The sequence below is a fragment of the Bradyrhizobium sp. AC87j1 genome (assembly GCF_002936975.1).
Classification (GTDB): domain Bacteria; phylum Pseudomonadota; class Alphaproteobacteria; order Rhizobiales; family Xanthobacteraceae; genus Bradyrhizobium; species Bradyrhizobium shewense.
Window position 1 is genome coordinate 1 of the sequence record NZ_PTFE01000131.1, and the last position, 16774, is coordinate 16774.

Here is a 16774-nt window from a genome sequence, read left to right on the forward strand (position 1 = left end):
GGTGGCCGCTGAGCTCACACCCGACTTTTCAGGTGATGTCGCCGGTGCAACCCGGCGGCATCATTGTCGTCTGCGCTGAACGGCGCCGGTCAGCCGCGATGCTTTTTCTTTTTCGGCTTCTTTCCAGGCGCGCCCTTCGCGGGCCACGGCGTGACCGACGGCTCTGCGTGACCCGGCTTGTTCTTGTGCTTCTTCTTGCCGAAAGACGGAGCATCGTCGAATTTCGGCCCGCGCTCGCCTTGAGGCTTGCTGCGCGGCTTGAACTCGCTCTTGTCGCGCGGACGATCGTCGCGACGTTCACGATGATCGCTGTCGCGGCTCTCGCGCCGGGGCGGGTGTGACCGCTCTTCCGCAGGCGCCTGTTGCTGCGGCGCGCCCGCCATCGGCTCAAGGCGGATATTGTCTTCCTTGTCCGGACGCTTGATCTTGACCGCGAAGGACTCCGCGACCCGCTCGGAAATCTCGAACTCGGTCGTGGTGTCCATGATCTTGATGGCGCCGATATCGCCCTTGTCGATGCCGCCGCGACGGCAGATCATCGGCAGCAGCCAGCGCGCTTCCGCATTCTTGCGTCGTCCGATGTTGGCGCGGAACCAGACGCTGGCCTCTCCCATGCCGTGACGCGGCGAGGATTTGCCTGATTTCGATCGCGGCCCCGCAGGGCGATCATCGCCGCGTGAGGTGCGGCCATCGTCGCGCGGCGTGCGAACATTGTCCCGACCCCGATCATCGCGCGGCCGGCCAGTTCGCTCGCCGGGATCGAGGATGTCTTCCGGCGACGGCAGCCGCGCGCGATAAAGCCGCGCCAAGGCAGCTGCGATATCCTCGGCCGGCCGCTCGGCCAGCAGCGCCTGGGCCAGCACCAGATCGTCCGCCGTCGTCTCCTCGGTGAACAGCACGTCCTTCATGCGCTCATGGTCGAGCTTGCGGATTTCGTCCGCCTGCGGCGCCGTGCCCCAGTCGGCATCGACACCTGCGAGATTGAGCAGCAGCTCCGCGCGACGCCGGCGGGCGGGCGGCACCAGCAGGACGCTGGTCCCCTTGCGTCCGGCGCGCCCGGTTCGGCCCGAGCGGTGCTGCATCACCTCGGCGTCGTTGGGCAGGTCGGCATGAATGACGAGGTCGAGGCTCGGCAGGTCGATGCCGCGGGCGGCAACGTCGGTGGCGACGCAGACGCGCGCGCGGCCGTCACGCAGCGACTGCAACGCCATGGTCCGTTCGTTCTGCGTCAATTCACCCGACAGAGCGACGACGGAAAATCCGCGTTCCAGGAGCGCCGCCTGCAAATGCCTGACGTGATCGCGCGTGCTGCAAAACACCAGCGCGCTCGGCGCCTCGTAGAAGCGCAGCACGTTGACGACCGCATGCTCGGCATCGGCGGGCGCGATCCGGATGGCGCGGTACTCGATATCGGCATGACCGCCTTCGTCGCCGGCGACCTCGATCCGGAACGCCTGCTGCTGATACTGCTTGGCCAGCGCGACGATGCCGCGCGGGAACGTTGCCGAGAACAGCAGGGTGCGGCGCGTCTCCGGCGTGGTCTCGAGGATGAACTCCATGTCCTCGCGAAAGCCGAGATTGAGCATCTCGTCGGCCTCGTCGAGCACGACCGCTTTCAATTCCGAGATGTCCAGACGGCCGCGGCGCAAGTGGTCGCACAACCGGCCGGGCGTACCGACGACGATGTGAGCGCCCGCGGCAAGCTCGCGCTGCTCGCGGCGCGGATCCATGCCGCCGACGCAGGAGACGACGCGTGTCTCCGCATACTGGTAGATCCAGGCGAGTTCGCGCTGAACCTGCATCGCGAGCTCGCGGGTCGGCGCCACGATCAAGGCAAGCGGAGCGGCCGCCCGCTCGAACCGCTCGGCATCGCCAAGCAGATCCTTGGCCATGGCGAGGCCATAAGCGAGGGTCTTGCCGGAGCCGGTCTGGGCTGAAACCAGGAGGTCACGGCCGGCGGCTTCGTCCGCGAGCACGGCGAGCTGAACGGGGGTCGGTGAATCGTAGTTCCGCTCAGCCAAAGCGCGGGCGAGCGGCGGGGTCAGGGCCGGAAAAGACACGGGATGGAGAACCTTGGTTAATTCAGGCGCGCAAACGGTGAGCCGAGGGGCCTGAGCTGCATGCGCGGCAAACGGCCCGGCCGCACGCTGATTTGATCTGGGCGCTCTTTACGCCAAGTGCCCGGAAATCACCATGCCTATGATGCATGGCTTCGCGCAGAGAACCGCGCTTAGAGGTTGCGGAGGATTTTTACCGCCACCTCGATCGGTCAATGGATACGGTCTTGCCGCACCGGCCATCCGATACCAAATCGTTTCTCACAAGAGAAGCACGGGGGAAACATGGCCGACAAAATATCGCTCGCCGACAAGCTCGCGACCTTTGAGGACCTCTGGTCCCCGCGCACCATCACGACCTTCAATGATTGCGACGTGATGGTGGTGAAGGTGAAGGGTGAGTTCACCTGGCACAAGCACGACGATACCGACGACTTCTTTCTGGTCCTGAAGGGCAATCTGGACATCGAATTGCGGGATCGCACGGTGACGCTCGGTCCCGGCGAGCTCTATGTCGTGCCCAAAGGTGTCGAACATCGCCCGGTGGCGCGCGAGGAGGTTCATCTCCTGCTCATCGAGCCGACCGGCACGCCGAACACGGGCGACAAGGCGACCGCCGCGGCGCGCAAGCTTGCGTAGAGGGCAATTCTCCCGGCGCGGGTCTAATCCCTGGAGGTCGCCAGCTTGCTGAAACTGCCGACCAGCTTGGCCCTCGCCCGGGCCACCGCGTCCTTCGCCGCGCCGCTCAAGGTGCGGATGGCGCGCCAGGCTTCGGTCGCCTGCAGCCACGCCTTCGCCGCGGCGTATTTTCCGTATGCCCAGGCGAAGGCGGGAATTCGCATCAGCTTGTCGCGCGTGAGATGAAACAGGCGTTCGACCAGCACCAGCTTGAGCAATTCGCCGACAATGAACGTCACTGCGCCGCTCACGACTTGACCGGTTGCGGCAAGGTAGGCCGCCACCGGCTTGACCGGCTCCAGAATGATCACGGGCACCGAAAACAGGGCGAGCGACGGATAAGGCGGGAGCCTCCTGATCCAGACGCGCAATCGCCTGAATTCGAAATGCCGTCCGATCCAGCGCGCTATTGGCCGCGCCACGGCCATGAAGACCGCGTCCACCACGAAGTAGATGGCAGCCAGCACGTAAGTGAAGGGTTTCAGGATTCGCTTCACGATCGCTCTCCTGGGAACTGAAAGCCGCAACCTGGACCTAAGTTTCACCGCGGCGTGAATAACTCGGGGATTACCGGTGGAACTTTTCGGGCGACGGTCGCGGCAACTGGGCTAGGACGCGGACTCATTAAGGCGCAGCCACAGCCTGATTGAAGCGAGTTGAACGAAGGCAAGGTAGTTGGCGGCAAGCCTGTCGTAGCGTGTCGCCACACGACAACATTGCTTGATCCTGTTGAAGAACCGCTCGACCTAGTTGCGAGCACGGTAGAGATAAGGGCTAAAGCAGATCGGATCGCTGCGATTGCTCTTTGGCGGGATGTTGGCCCACGCGCCCTTCTTCATCGCAAGTTCTCTGATCCAGTCGGCGTCATAGCCACGGTCGGCGAGTAACATTGCCCCGGATTTCAGACGAGACAGCAGTTTTCCGGCTAGTCGAACGTCGTGCGCCTCACCGGGGCTCAGCGCCAGCCGTACCGGCAGACCATTGCTATCGACCACCGCATGAATTTTTGCTCGTCAAGCCGCCGCGTGACCTGCCCATCGATTGGCGCTGGTTTCTCGTAACGCAGGCTCCATGCTGGTGCACGCGGACAATAGATGTGTCGATCATCTGGACAGCGGCATCATGTGCAGTGGCAAGTGCGTCTATGATGCGGCCCCAGACACCAGCCCGCCGCCAACGGACGAAACGGTTATAGCAGGTCGTGTAAGGGCCAAAATGATCCGGCAGATCGCGCCAAGGTGCCCCGGATCGCAGGACCTAGAAGATGCCGTTTAAAACACGTCGGTCGTTTACCCGAGGAACGCCACGAGGCTTGTTTGGCAGCATCGGCTTGATGGCAAGCCATTCATAGTCGGCGAGTTCGTAGCGCATGATTCGTCCCCCCAGTTTGGGAGTTTGAATCATGGGGGGCGGTCCAAGCGCAACGCTTCTGGCCTGGCTCGGCGCTCTCTGGGAGCTTCAGCTAACCGACAGCCCTCGTTGAGTCCGTCGAGAATGATTCAAAGCGGACGTTAGTCGGACCGTGCGGCCGACTCGTCAATTTTCATGATCGGCTGGCCTGCCTTGACCTGCTGGCCGATTCAGTCACGCACGCTTCAAATTTTGTTTTTTGACCTTGAGGCAGGCAAATCTCCGCCCGCGTGGTCGTTGCCACGGTGCGCGGCGATGAACATGGCGACGGCCGACCGGCAATAGGATTCGATTTCGTTGTCGTCCTCTGCTTTCGCCTGATCGAAGCGTGCGATCATCAGGAGATCGGATCCTTTGAAAAGCGCGGCAAACAAGCGGGCGGACCGGAGAGGATCGGGCACGTTCAGAAGCCCCTTCGCGTGCAACTGACGCAACAGGGCCTCGATTTGGGCGACAACATGGGCGGGGCCGGCTTCAAAATGGAGCTTGCTTAACGCGTTTTGACTCGTCTTGTCGGCCATGACCATGGCTTCGACACTGCGGACGTCTGATCTCAACAGCGTGCGAAGGAGCAATGATCCCACCGCCATGAGCTGGTCTTCGACCGGACCGTCGACGCCTTCAAGAAGGGACTGTGGTGCAAACAACTGCTGGCAGCCGGCCGCCATGGCCGCGCCGAACAGCGCCTCCTTGTTCTCGAAGTGCCTGTAGATGCTGAGCTTGGATATCTTCGCTCGCTGGGCGACCTTGTCCAAGGTCGTCGCCTGAAAACCCAATTCCAAAAAGAGTTCGCGCGCGGCGTCGACGATCGTTTGGCCAAGCGCCTCGTTGGCGGGCCGGCCGCGCCGGCCCTGGCTGTTTTCGGTCACGATAATTCCAGTACTTGACAGTATTCTAATTCTTGAGTTACGATACCATGAAGTATCTGAAATGTGCAAGCCAATGGGTAGGGTGACTTCTTCGATGCAACGACGAGCCCTGCTGCAGTTGGCTGCGCTTTCTACCATCGGCCTCGCCCGCGCTCAGGCCACCGCCAAGCCCGACCCGTCTCCCTCCATCCACAACACGGAGCCCATCACCATGGATGACGTCATCATCATCGGCGGCAGCTTTGCCGGTCTCGCCGGCGCTCTGCAGCTCGGCCGTGCCCGCCGCAAGGTCACTGTTCTCGATACCGGTCTGCCACGCAACCGCTTCGCCGGCCACTCGCATGGCCTGCTCGGTCACGATCACAAGCCGCCGCTGGATATCCTGGCCGAGGCCCGGCAGCAGCTGGCGCGTTATCCCGCGATCAAGCTGGTCAGTGCCCGGGCCGAAAGTGTCTCCGGCGCCATCGACGATTTCAAGGTCCTCACGTCCGATGGCGAAAGCCTTGGGGCGCGGCGCCTGATCCTGAGCTATGGCGTCGCCGACCAGATGCCTGATGTTCCGGGCTTTGCCGAAAGCTGGGGCACGTCGATCGTGCCCTGCCCCTATTGCGACGGCTTTGAAGTCGCCGGCCAGCATTGGGGCCTCGTCTGGTCCAGTCCGCAGTCGCACAATCAGGTCAGGCTGTTCCACGATTGGACCGACAAGTTGACGCTCTTCGCCGATGGTCACGACATTCCGCCCGATATCCAGGCCGATCTGGCGCGCCGCAACGTACCTGTCGTCGATGGCCGGATCGTCGAGATCGCCCATCACGAGGGCCATATCGCCACCGTCAATCTCGATACCGGCCGCAAAGTCGCAGTCGACATCCTGTTCGCCAATCCGCGCACCAAGCCGTCCGCAAGCCTGCATGAATCACTGGGCCTCGCCACCGTGCCGACGCCCGCCGGCATCGTCCTCAAGGTCGACGAGCGCCGCCAAACCAGCATGCCCGGCATCTACGCCGCCGGCGACCTCGCCACGCCCTTCTTGCCCTCGGTCACCCAGGCATCATCGCAGGGCGCGATGGCGGGTATCTTCGCCCAGCAGTCGATGGTGGTTTGAGAGCACAGATGGGAGATGAGCATGGCCGTCGAACCGGACAGCGCGGATGTGCGCTTCCCTCCGCCCTTCGTCTATGTGGGAGCGCTGCTGTTGGGGCTGGCGGCGGAGCGGTTCGTCACCCTGCCCTCTTTCGGCATTGACAGGCGGTTGCTGGTCGCGACCGGCGCGCTGCTGTTCGTCGCCGGCGCGGCGATGATGCTTGCGGCGGCGGGGCTGTTCCGGCGGATGGGCACCAACGTTCCGCCGTCGCAGCCAACGACCCTCATCGCAACAACCGGCCCTTATCGGTGGACCCGCAATCCCATGTATCTCGGCATGGCGCTTATCTATGCCGGCCTTGCGATCGGCTTCGACGGGCCGATCGCCTTCGCCTTGCTCCCGTTGGTGCTAATCGCGATCCAGACGCAGGTGATCGCCCGCGAGGAGCGCTATCTCGAAGCGAAGTTCGGCGAGGACTACCGCCGCTACAAGGCCGAGGTTCGCCGCTGGCTCTGACTATTCCGCCGCTGCCGCCTGCGGGCCTTCTGCTGGACAGGTATCGTTGTTCGCAACTACAGGAGCATTCGCAATGCAGTTGACCGTCAACAGTAATCGCTACGATCTGGATGTCGAACCGGACATGCCGCTTCTTTGGGTGCTCCGAGACGAGCTTGGTATCTCAGGACCGAAGTACGGTTGCGGGGCGGGCCTTTGCGGTGCATGCACCGTTCATATCGACGGTACCGCGGTTCGCTCCTGCTCGATCAACGCTGGCGAGGTCCGCGGCAGCATCACGACAATCGAGGGCCTGGGAACTCCCGCAAACCTACACGTCGTTCAGCAGGCTTGGATCGAGCACCAGGTTGCGCAGTGCGGTTATTGCCAGTCCGGCCAAATGATGACTGCAGCGGCCCTGCTATCTAAAACCCCCGATCCCTCGGACTCCGAAATCGCCGACGCCATGGACGGCAATCTCTGTCGATGCGGGACCTACACTCGCATCCACAGCGCCGTCAAAACTGCCGCCCAGATGATGAAGGGGAAATAGCATGGCTCGGCTCAAGACGATTGCAAGACGCACGTTCCTGATCGGCTCCGCTGCGATCGCCGGCGGCGTCGCCTTCGGCTATTACCGATTGCGCCAGGACCCTCCCAATCCGCTGCTCAAGGACCTTAAGGCATGGGAAGCCGCGATCACGCCCTACGTCCGCGTCGACGCAAAAGGCGTCACGCTCATCACGCCGCGAGCCGACAAGGGCCAAGGCTCATATTCCATCCAGGCTCATTTGATTGCTGAAGAGCTCGACGTGGATCCGCACAAGGTTCGCATCGATCCCGGTCCGCCAAGTCCGGCCTACTTCAACAGCCGGGTGATGGACGATAGCCTACCCTTCTCTACGATCGACGATGGCATCATGGCCCGAGGCGCGCGGGGAGGTGGCGAGGTGTTGAGCCGCGTTCTCGGCATGCAGATCACGGGAGGCTCCTCCACCGTACCGGACGGCTATCAAAAGCTTCGCATGGCGGGCGCCGTCGCGCGCGAGACTTTGAAGGAGGCGGCGGCCAGAAGGTCGGGGGTGTCACGATCGCAATTAAAGACCAAGGACGGTCAGGTCATCTTGCCCGATGGCAAATCCCTCACATACGCGGAACTGGCCGCTGAGGCAGCGCAGCTTGCGCCGGTGACCGATGTCACGCTCCGGCCGGAACAGGAGTGGCGCTACATCGGCAAGAAGATGCGCCGGATCGATATCGTCGCCAAGTCTACCGGTACACAACAGTACGGGATCGATATTCGTCCGGACCGGGTCGCGTACGCGACCGTCCGCGCCAACCCCGGCATGGGAGGCACGATCAAACGATACGATGCCTCCAGCGCGGAAAAGATGAGAGGCGTCAAAAAGATCGTCCCCGTCAAAGACGGCGTGGGCGTCATTGCCAATAATACCTGGAGAGCCTTTCAGGCCGCAGCCGCCATCAAGATCGAATGGAATGATCCTCGCTATCCGGCCGACTCGGCCGGAATGTGGAAGGTGCTGGAGAGTTCATTCTCCAAAGACCAGCAGGACAGCCGGCTTCGCAATGACGGAGACGTCGAAAAGGCGTTGGTCGGCTCGTCCAAGCCGATTGAGGCGGAGTATCGGACTCCATATCTGGCCCACGCGCCGCTCGAGCCCATGAATGCGGTCGTACTCTACACGAAGGGACGGCTTGACATCTGGACGGGAACGCAGATCCCGGTCTTCCTCCGTGGGCATGCGGCAAAGCTGACGAAACTGCCGGAAGAGAAGATCTACGTGCACGCTCAGCCGATCGGCGGCAGCTTCGGGGCACGACTCGACGACACCTATGCGTTGCAGGCGATCGAACTCGCAATGGCCATGGAAGGCGTTCCAGTCAAGATGACCTGGAGCCGTGAAGAGAACATGGCGCACGACTATCCGCGCCCGATTCAGCTCTCGCGCGCCAAGGGAACCGTTCGCGATGGCATGGTCGAGAGCATGAGCATCGATGTGGCCGGACAATCGATGGGCGCCTCCTGGTTCAATCGGTTACAGGCGCCCGTCCCTCCCGGCCCCGATGTTTCAAGCGTCAACGGTATTTGGGACCAGCCTTTCGCAATACCGAACTTTCGTGTGACGGGTTATAAGTCGAAGGAAATGGTGCCAGTCAGCCCGTGGCGATCGGTTGGAGCGTCCGCCAATGGCTTCCACCATGCTTCCTTCCTAGACGAACTGATCCATGCCGCGGGCGCGGATCCGATGGCAGAGCTCATCCGTCTCTGCAATCATGAGCCGTCCAAGAAGGTGCTGCATACTTTGCGTGATATTTCCGCCTGGAAAGGCTCGCGAATCGACGATCGACGAGCCCGCGGCGTGGCGCTGACTTTGTCCTTCGGCGTGCCAATGGCTCAAGTCGTCGAGGTGAGCTACACACCTCAGGGCATCAAGATCGACAAGGTGTATGCCGTTTGCGATGTGGGGCGCATTCTGGACCCGGTCAACTTCGAAGCGCAGGTGCGGGGTGGCGTCATCTGGGCCTTGGGCCACGCCATGAACTGCGAGCTGACCTACGAAAACTTTGCGCCGGTCCAGACCAATTTTCATCTATTCGAGGCCATGAGATTCCATCAGGCACCCGAAATCATCGTCAAGGGATTGGAGCTTGGTGGGGACGTGCGAGGAATTGGTGAACCTCCCGTCCCGCCGGCGGCCCCCGCTCTCGCCAATGCGATCTTTGCTCTCACTGGGAAGCGGGTACGCGAATTGCCTCTAAACAAGAGCGTCAATTTCGCTTGATGAGTTGAGCTCAATCGCCCACTTGCGGTGCTTGCCCGTGCACCACGGTCTTCCCTCGCGCAGGCCGACAATCTTGGATTGAGTGCCTCAACATCCCCTCAGAAGTGACGTCGACCATATAATCCACCTTGGAGGAACGCATGTACGCTAACAAATCAGACCTATTTCAAGACCTGTCCCGAATGGTCATCGTAGCGGTGGTAGGTATAGTCGCGGCCTCGGTTGCGAGTGAGGCCCGATCGCAGACCGTGATCCTATCAGGATCGCCGTTCCCGGAAAGTCTGGCAGCGACAACGGATGGAACGCTCTTTGCGAGCAGCTTGACGAACGGCGGAATCGCGCGCGTAAAGCCGGGCGCCTCCGAGGCCGAAGCCTGGATCAAGCCGGGGACATTCGATACGCGATCGACGTTCGGCGTTCTCTCCGACGAGAAGTCAGGGCTTCTTTGGGTATGTTCGAACGATGCCACCCCGCTCGGCGTCAAAGGTCCAAACACGATCGAAGGCTCGTTCGTTAAGGGGTTTGACCTTACAACCGGAGAAGGAAAAATCAGCGCCCGACTACCCGCGAAACCCTCGATCTGTAACGATCTCGCGATTGGGCCGGACGGCGCACTCTACGTCACGAATACTCTTCAGCCACAGATCCTCCGCTTGAAGAAGGGATCTTCCGAGCTTGACGTCTGGGTCCAGGACGACAAGCTGAAGGGTGGTCTTGATGGGATTGCGTTCGGACCGGATGGAGCTTTGTACGTCAACACTTTTCAAAGCGGCGAACTCTTCCGCATCGAATCCAAATCGGGAGTCGCTGGTGCCGTCACGAAGCTTGAGACGTCACGCCCAATCAAGTTTCCGGACGGTCTTAGGGCAGACAAGACCGGATTCGTGATGGTTGAAGGCGCCGGTCCGCTTTCTAAGGTCACGATCGTCGGGGATCGGGCCCAAATCGAAACGATCAAGGAATTCGCTGGACCAACAGGCGTCGCGCGCGTCGGCGACAAGCTTTGGGTAGCGGAAGGCCAGATTGGCTATCTCATGGATCCTTCCAAGAAGGGCCAGACGCCGACCTTCCAGCTGCGGTCAATCGACGCTCCCTGACCGACACGAGACCCTCGTCGCGCCCGGCGCGATCGAGACGGATTTCGCAGGCGGCACCTTGAAGCGCACCACGCCACCGGCCTCGATCTTCTCCGGACCGGGCGAGGCCTGCCCGGAGTACAAGTCCGAGCGGCCCGCCCTTCCTCGCCTGCTCGTCGTCTTCCGTGAGCTTCGTCTCGAGCCGGAGGCTGTTCAGCTTGGCGGTGCGATGCCGAAACCCGGTCCCGCGCATCAAGACAGACCGATTCCCGCAGAGTGTGCCTGCGACGTGAACACATACGCATTTTTTGCGGAGCCATTTTCCCAACTGACAAGAGCGGGTGGGCGCGCGGGGATCATCGTGCGGACTGGTATCGCAACCGATAGTTCAACGAGCGTATTTTTCCGCGATCTTGCTGCCAATCGAAAGCTCTTCAGCCTCCATGATTTTCAAACCGGTCTCGGTTATTTTGACCACATCGGTCACGCACGATTCAAATTTTGTCTTTTGACCTTGGCGCAGGCAAATATCCGCCCACGTGGTCGTTGCCACCGTGCGCAGCAATGAACATGGCAACGGCCGACCGGCAATAGGAAGCGATTTCGTTGTCGTCCTCTGCTCTCGCCTGATCGAAGCGTGCGATCATCAGGAGATCGGATCCTTTGAAAAGCGCGGCAAACAAGCGGGCGGAGCGGAGAGGATCGGGCACGTTCAGAACCGCCTTCACGTGCAACTGACGCAACAAGGCCTCGGTTTGGGCGATGACATGGGCGGGGCCGGCTTCAAAATGGAGCTTGCTTAACGACTTTTGATTCGTCTTGTCGGCCATGACCATGGCTTCGACACTGCGGACGTCTGATCTCAACGGCGTGCGAAGCAGTAATGATCCCACCGCCATGAGTTGATCTTCGGCCGAACCGTCGACGCCTTCAAGAAGGATCTGTGGTGCAAACAACTGATGGCAGCCGGCCGCGATGGCCGCGCTGAACAGCGCCTCCTTGTTCTCGAAATGCCGATAGATGCTGAGCTTGGATATCTTCGCCCGCTGGGCGAGCTTGTCCAATGTCGTCGCTTGAAAACCCAACTCCACAAAGAGTTCGCGCGCGGCGTTGATGATCGTTTGGCCAAGCGCCTCGTTGGCGGGCCGGCCGCGCCGGCCCTGGCTGTTTTCGGTCACGATAATTCCAGTACTTGACAGTATTCTAATTGTTGAATTATGATACCACGAAGTATCTGAAATGTGCAAGCCGGGTAGGTTGCAACCTGTCCTCCAACGGAGCCCATCCCGATGAATCACGTCATCATCATCGGCGGCAGCTTTGCTGGCCTCGCCGCCGCTCTGCAGCTTGGCCGTGCCCGCCGCAAAGTCATCGTTCTCGATACCGGCCTTCAGCGCAACCGCTTCGCTGGCCGCTCGCACGGTGTGCTCGGCCACGATGACAAGCCACCGTCCGACATCCTGGCCGCGGCGCGGCAGCAACTCGCGCGCTACCCTGCTATCAGGATGGTCAATGCCCGCGCCGACAGCATCTCCGGTACCATCGACAATTTCTCCGTCCTCACTGGCGATGGTGAAACCCTTAGCGCGCGCCGCCTGATCCTGAGCTATGGCGTTGTTGACCAAATGCCTGATGTTCCGGGTTTTGCCGAGAACTGGGGCACATCCGTCATCCCATGCCCCTATTGCGACGGCTTCGAAGTTGCTGACCAGCATTGGGGCCTCGTCTGGTCTGGCCCGCAGTCGATGAATCAGGTCAGGCTGTTTCACGATTGGACCGACAGGTTGACTGTCTTCGGCAATGGTCACGACATCACCCCCGACATACGGGCCGATCTGGCGGGCCGCCAGGTACCTCTCGTTGATGGCCGGATCACCGAAATCGCACGTCACGGGAGCCATAGTGCCACCATCAAGATCGATACCGGCCCCGATGTCGCAGTCGATGTCCTATTCGCGCATCCGCGTACCAGGCCGTCCGCAAGCCTTCATGACGCACTGGGCCTCGCCACGGTCAATACGCCAACCGGCATCGCCCTCAAGACCGACGAGCGCCGCGAAACCAGCATGCCAGGCATCTACGCCGCCGGTGACCTTGCCAACCCCGGCATCCCCTCGGTCACCACGGCAACATGGCAAGGCGCGATGGCGGGTATCTTCGCTCAGCAGTCGATGCTCACTTGAGTGCAAGCAGCATCGATCACCCCAGTTCAATTTCACGATAGAAGGAGCGCCACCATGGCCGCCATAAAACCATTCAAACCTCTAGACGAGAAATTTCCGTTTGACCGCCAACTCGGTATCGCGGCCGCGCCTCTCGTGCTCATCAACCTCTTCACGGTCGTCGATCCCGCCGACGAAGCGGGCTTCCTGGACGCTTTCAAGGCGGCTGCCGAGATCATAACGAAGCAACCGGGCTTCATTTCCATGCAACTACATCGAGCGATCGGCGATAGCCCGACTTACCTGAACTATGTGGTGTGGGAATCCACCGAGGCGGTCCGCGCCGCCTTCACTGATCCCGAGTTCCTCGCGAAACTTCCAGCATATCCTTCATCCGTCGTGGCCAGCCCGCACCTGTTCCAGAAGGTCGCCGTCCCCGGCTTCTGCACGGCCTGACTCCGGAAATGGCGACTTTACCGCCGACACGCTGACGCTCTTTGCCGATGCTCACACCGCGAACATGATCCAGCTCAACATCACGACGCTCACAGAGCCAGGATCAGCGGAGAATGGATCGCTTTCATCCTGTTCGCTCTCGTCGCTCGCTGGAGACGAAGCGCGCTTTGGCAACGGATCGCTTCGTCAAGAACGCATCAGAACAAGGATATGTCATGGCAGAGCACAATGCCGATCGGGTCACCGACTGGAATGGCCAAAGCGGGGAACGCTGGGTCGCCCACCAGGCCCAGCTCGACGCCAGGCTGGCGGTGTTCGGCCAGGCCGCGATCGAAGCTGCAGCGCCCGCGGCGGGCGAGCGCGTGCTGGATGTCGGCTGCGGCACGGGCGCGTCAACTCTGGCTCTCGCCGCCCGCGTCGGCGCGGGGGGCCAGGTGCTGGGCGTGGACATATCCGAACCGCTGATCGCCCGCGCGCGCGCGCTTGCGCCACAGGATACGCCGGCCCTGTTCCGCGTGGCCGACGCCAGCAGCGGCGAGCTGCCCCAGGGGGCGTTCGACATCCTGTTCTCGCGTTTCGGAGTGATGTTCTTCGCCGATCCGACAGGGGCGTTCGCGCATATGCGCCGCGCGCTCAAGCCGGGCGGGCGGGTCGCGTTCGTTTGCTGGCGCGGCGTGGCCGAGAACGATTGGATGCGCCTGCCGATGGGCGCGATCAAAGGCATCGTCCCGCCGATGGCGCCGCCTGATCCCGAAGCGCCCGGTCCATTCTCGTTCGGCGACCGGGGGCGGGTGGCTCGCATCCTGACGGCGGCAGGCTTCACCGATATTGCTCTCGCGCCCTTCGATGTTTCCGTCCCGTTTGGCGAGGGCGCGACGCGGGACGCGGCGATCGACAACGCGGTGAAGATGACGCTCGAGGTCGGCCCGCTGTCGCGCGCGCTTGTTGATCAGCCCGACGACATCCGCGCCCGCGCCTCGGCCGCGGTTCGTGCCGCCTTCGCGGGCCGCGCCGGCGAGCGGTCGGTGACGATCAACAGCGCGACGTGGATCGTCACGGCGCGCAATCCGGCAAGCTGAGGGATTAAGAGGGGAAGACGCCCCCGCTCGGTGGAGGGGGGCGCCTTTGGCCGGCCAGCGGGATCAGATGAGGGCGTATTCGCGGTGTCGGAGCAAGCGATTTGTGAGTACGCGCCCTAGATCTCGGCATAGATCTCCAGAAGATTGCCGTCGGGGTCGCGGAAGAACAGCGTGCGATGCCCGAACGACTGGTTGGTCGGCGGCGACACCAGCGCAACGCCCTGCCGAACGAGTTCGTCGGCGCATGCATCGACCTCGGCCGCGGAGACCTTGAACGCCAGTTGCAGCGAGGCACTGCCCGGCGGCGTTGGCGCATCGGCGGCGGTCCGGCTCGGCCGCGCCAGCGCCAGCGTGTTGCCGCCCAGGCCGTACTCGATCCAGTTCGGCGACAGCTCGCGCAGCAGCGGAAAGGCGAGGACATCCTCATAGAAGCGGCACATTGCCGCCATGTCGCGCACGAAGATGACGGTATAGTCGATCCCGCGGATGGCGTTGAAGGGGGAGCGTGGGCGTTGGCGTGGGTCGGGTGTTTGATCGTTTGTCATCGTGGCCTTTATTCCAAATTCCGGCTCGCAGCCGCATGAAGCAAAGCGGAATGCGGGGCGGCCGGTGTCCCCGGATTGCGCTGCGCTCCATCCGGGCTACAAGCTCGCAAAACTATCGCAGCAAACCGCCACAGTAGCGCAGCTCGTAGAGCTGTATGCCATCCTGCTGCGCAATCGTCTCGACCCCATGAAAACGATCGAGCGCGCCTTCGACCTCGTTGCGGTAGACCATCCCCGCCTGTTCGAACCGGGGCGGTCCGCGGTATGGCTGCTCGACGCTCACACCCAGCAGCGCGTGACGCAGGAATTTGTAGATCGCGAGGAAAGTCTCCCGGTCCGTGATCTCCGCACGGGCGCCACCACCGTAGCTCATCGACCAGATGACGCGGTCGTCCTTCGACACCGTCTCCTGCCCAACGAAAAATCCCATGCCGAAATAGATATCGCGATAGGCATAAGGCGGCGCGCGATGCTCGAACTGCTTGGAGCCGGCGAGCAGCGGCGCGGCCACCGTCGCGTCGTCGTCGAGGCCGGCATAGGTCCGCCGTTTGGCCTCGACCAGGAACGCCGCGAGATCGTGCGGGATCGATGGCATCTTCTAGTCCACCAGCTCCGGCCACGGCACGATGGTCGACTTCACCGTCTTCATCGCCATGGCGTCCTTCACCGCCTGCGCGACGCCTTCTTCCGTAAATGGATAGATCGTCTGCATCTTCAGCCAGGGATATTTGCCCGCCGTGCGATAGAGCATGTCGACGCCGAGCGGCAGGTCGTTGCCGGTGAAGCCCCAGGATCCCAGCACGTTGAGGTCCTTGGTGCAGATGCGGTGCCACGAGGTCTCGATCGAGCCGGCGTCGGTGAACTGGCCCATCTCGACATAGGTGCCGCCGTCGCGCAGCATCTCGATGCCTTCGGGGCCGGCGGTAGGGTGCCCCGAGCAGTCCATCACCAGATCGGCACCGAAGCCGCCGACGATCTCGCGCACACGGGCGATGCGCTCCTGCGGCGATCCGATCTCCTCGATGTTCACAGTCGCCTCCGCGCCGAACTCGCGCGCTAGCTTGAGCCGCGGCTCCTCGGGCGCACCGACGCAGATCACGCGCCCTGCCCCCATCTCCTTCGCAGCCGCGACCGCCAGAATGCCGATTGGGCCCGAGCCCTGGATCACCACCGTGTCGCCCCAGGAAAAACCACCGGCGCGGCTGGCGCGGTTGAAGGCGCGGATGCAGGAGGTCAGCGGCTCGGACAGCGCCCCTAACCGCAGCGACATGTCGTCGGGCAACTTGTAGATCTTGGTGCCCGGCAGCATGTCGAGATCGACATAGACATATTCGGCCCAGCCGCCCCACATGTGCGGCGCCTTGTCGAAGCCGAGATAGCGGCCGTAATAGACCGGCGTCAGGCATTTGTTCGCGGTCTGCGGATAATGGATGCAGTAATAGCAATGGCCGCAGGGCATCAGCGGCGGGATCATCACCTTTGATCCGACCTTGAGCGGCTTGCTCATGAAGTCCTCGGTGAACTCGTCGCCGCATTCGACGATGATTCCACCGAGCTCGTGGCCGAGCGTGAACGGCCAGGGCAGCGGCTTCGGCCAATGTCCCTTGAGGATATGCAGATCGGTGCCGCAGACCCCGCATGCGCCCACCTTGATCAGCGCGGCCTTGCGGCCGACCTTCGGCCACGGCACGGTGCGGATCACGGGCTCTGAGCCCGGCCCTGCATGGGTGCAGACGCGAATGGATTCCATGGATATTTCCTCGATGCCCGTCTGTTATGATTGATGGGTGCGGGCTGAGGCGAAGCGTATGTGAGATGTACGCGCGTGCCAAGATGAGGAATTCGTGGCCCGCATGAGCGAAGCGACATGCGGGATCAGCGGCCCCGGATATCGCTGCGCTCATCCGGGCTACGGCAGCCGCCACACACTCTACCGTCATCCTTGTAAGTCTCGAATCGCTGGATCGGATAGAGTGTCCGGTGCGGTAACGGACGGGAGACCGCTTCATCCAAGGGCTTTGAAGCCCGTACCTCAGCGCGGCGCCCCGTCCGTTGTTCC

At 62.2% G+C, this 16774-nt stretch carries 17 protein-coding genes and 1 pseudogene; 10 read left to right on the top strand and 8 right to left on the bottom strand.

Annotation, left to right across the window (positions count from 1 at the left end; genetic code table 11):
• Nucleotides 1-89: 89 nt before the first annotated feature.
• Nucleotides 90-2060 carry a DEAD/DEAH box helicase gene (locus CV770_RS36920; protein ID WP_104465838.1) on the bottom strand — a complete coding sequence of 657 codons (1971 nt, stop codon included), beginning with the start codon at nucleotides 2058-2060 and terminating at the stop codon, nucleotides 90-92.
• A gap of 282 nt (nucleotides 2061-2342) precedes the next feature.
• Here CV770_RS36920 and CV770_RS36925 point away from each other — a divergent pair, with 282 nt between their 5' ends.
• On the top strand, nucleotides 2343-2696 hold the full coding sequence (locus CV770_RS36925) for a cupin domain-containing protein (protein WP_104465839.1): 354 nt from the start codon (nucleotides 2343-2345) through the stop codon (nucleotides 2694-2696).
• A 23-nt stretch (nucleotides 2697-2719) separates the two neighbouring features.
• On the opposite strand, the gene CV770_RS36930 is transcribed toward CV770_RS36925, so the two are convergent.
• The 3 genes and pseudogenes from CV770_RS36930 to CV770_RS36955 form a co-directional block, all read right to left on the bottom strand.
• Nucleotides 2720-3232 carry a hypothetical protein gene (locus tag CV770_RS36930; RefSeq protein WP_104465840.1) on the bottom strand — a complete coding sequence of 171 codons (513 nt, stop codon included), beginning with the start codon at nucleotides 3230-3232 and terminating at the stop codon, nucleotides 2720-2722.
• Between the two features lie 111 nt (nucleotides 3233-3343).
• Nucleotides 3344-4106 (bottom strand): annotated as a pseudogene (locus CV770_RS42290) (IS5 family transposase).
• A gap of 224 nt (nucleotides 4107-4330) precedes the next feature.
• Nucleotides 4331-5014 carry a TetR/AcrR family transcriptional regulator gene (locus tag CV770_RS36955; protein ID WP_104465844.1) on the bottom strand — a complete coding sequence of 228 codons (684 nt, stop codon included), beginning with the start codon at nucleotides 5012-5014 and terminating at the stop codon, nucleotides 4331-4333.
• Nucleotides 5015-5225: 211 nt separating this feature from the next.
• On the opposite strand from CV770_RS36955, the gene CV770_RS36960 reads away from it, so the two are divergent.
• The 6 genes from CV770_RS36960 (at nucleotide 5226) to CV770_RS42930 (ending at nucleotide 11041) form a co-directional block, all read left to right on the top strand.
• Nucleotides 5226-6119 carry an NAD(P)/FAD-dependent oxidoreductase gene (locus tag CV770_RS36960; RefSeq protein WP_201760199.1) on the top strand — a complete coding sequence of 298 codons (894 nt, stop codon included), beginning with the start codon at nucleotides 5226-5228 and terminating at the stop codon, nucleotides 6117-6119.
• Between the two features lie 21 nt (nucleotides 6120-6140).
• A complete protein-coding gene (locus CV770_RS36965) occupies nucleotides 6141-6614 on the top strand; it encodes a methyltransferase family protein (RefSeq protein WP_091967883.1) in 474 nt (157 codons plus the stop codon).
• Between the two features lie 73 nt (nucleotides 6615-6687).
• Nucleotides 6688-7146 carry a (2Fe-2S)-binding protein gene (locus tag CV770_RS36970; RefSeq protein ID WP_104465846.1) on the top strand — a complete coding sequence of 153 codons (459 nt, stop codon included), beginning with the start codon at nucleotides 6688-6690 and terminating at the stop codon, nucleotides 7144-7146.
• Between the two features lies 1 nt (nucleotide 7147).
• A complete protein-coding gene (locus CV770_RS36975) occupies nucleotides 7148-9397 on the top strand; it encodes a xanthine dehydrogenase family protein molybdopterin-binding subunit (RefSeq protein WP_104465847.1) in 2250 nt (749 codons plus the stop codon).
• A gap of 140 nt (nucleotides 9398-9537) precedes the next feature.
• On the top strand, nucleotides 9538-10494 hold the full coding sequence (locus CV770_RS43620) for an NHL repeat-containing protein (protein ID WP_104465848.1): 957 nt from the start codon (nucleotides 9538-9540) through the stop codon (nucleotides 10492-10494).
• Nucleotides 10495-10552: 58 nt separating this feature from the next.
• Nucleotides 10553-11041: a hypothetical protein gene (locus CV770_RS42930; protein ID WP_201760198.1), complete on the top strand. Its 489-nt coding sequence runs from the start codon at nucleotides 10553-10555 to the stop codon at nucleotides 11039-11041.
• Here CV770_RS42930 and CV770_RS36990 read toward each other — a convergent pair.
• Nucleotides 10968-11651 (bottom strand): TetR/AcrR family transcriptional regulator, encoded by a 684-nt coding sequence (locus CV770_RS36990; protein ID WP_104465849.1) that lies wholly within the window; start codon nucleotides 11649-11651, stop codon nucleotides 10968-10970. The genes CV770_RS42930 and CV770_RS36990 overlap by 74 nt on opposite strands.
• Nucleotides 11652-11762: 111 nt before the next feature.
• Here CV770_RS36990 and CV770_RS36995 point away from each other — a divergent pair, with 111 nt between their 5' ends.
• From CV770_RS36995 to CV770_RS37005, 3 genes are all read left to right on the top strand, one after another.
• Entirely contained in the window at nucleotides 11763-12656 is an 894-nt protein-coding gene (locus CV770_RS36995; RefSeq protein ID WP_104465850.1) for an NAD(P)/FAD-dependent oxidoreductase, read from the top strand.
• A 54-nt stretch (nucleotides 12657-12710) separates the two neighbouring features.
• The gene (locus tag CV770_RS37000; RefSeq protein WP_097571752.1) at nucleotides 12711-13091 is read left to right on the top strand and encodes an antibiotic biosynthesis monooxygenase family protein; all 381 of its coding nucleotides are present in this window, start codon (nucleotides 12711-12713) and stop codon (nucleotides 13089-13091) included.
• A 215-nt stretch (nucleotides 13092-13306) separates the two neighbouring features.
• A complete protein-coding gene (locus CV770_RS37005) occupies nucleotides 13307-14170 on the top strand; it encodes a class I SAM-dependent methyltransferase (RefSeq protein ID WP_104465851.1) in 864 nt (287 codons plus the stop codon).
• A 116-nt stretch (nucleotides 14171-14286) separates the two neighbouring features.
• Here the strand turns inward: CV770_RS37005 and CV770_RS37010 are convergent, their stop codons facing one another.
• The 3 genes from CV770_RS37010 to CV770_RS37020 all read right to left on the bottom strand — a co-directional run bounded on the left by CV770_RS37010 (nucleotide 14287) and on the right by CV770_RS37020 (nucleotide 16465).
• Nucleotides 14287-14715, bottom strand: a complete 429-nt coding sequence (locus CV770_RS37010) for a VOC family protein (protein ID WP_104465852.1) — start codon at nucleotides 14713-14715, stop codon at nucleotides 14287-14289.
• 112 nt (nucleotides 14716-14827) lie between these two features.
• The gene (locus tag CV770_RS37015; RefSeq protein WP_104465853.1) at nucleotides 14828-15310 is read right to left on the bottom strand and encodes a DUF5680 domain-containing protein; all 483 of its coding nucleotides are present in this window, start codon (nucleotides 15308-15310) and stop codon (nucleotides 14828-14830) included.
• A gap of 3 nt (nucleotides 15311-15313) precedes the next feature.
• Entirely contained in the window at nucleotides 15314-16465 is a 1152-nt protein-coding gene (locus CV770_RS37020) for a zinc-binding dehydrogenase (protein WP_104465854.1), read from the bottom strand.
• Between the last annotated feature and the right edge of the window lie 309 nt (nucleotides 16466-16774).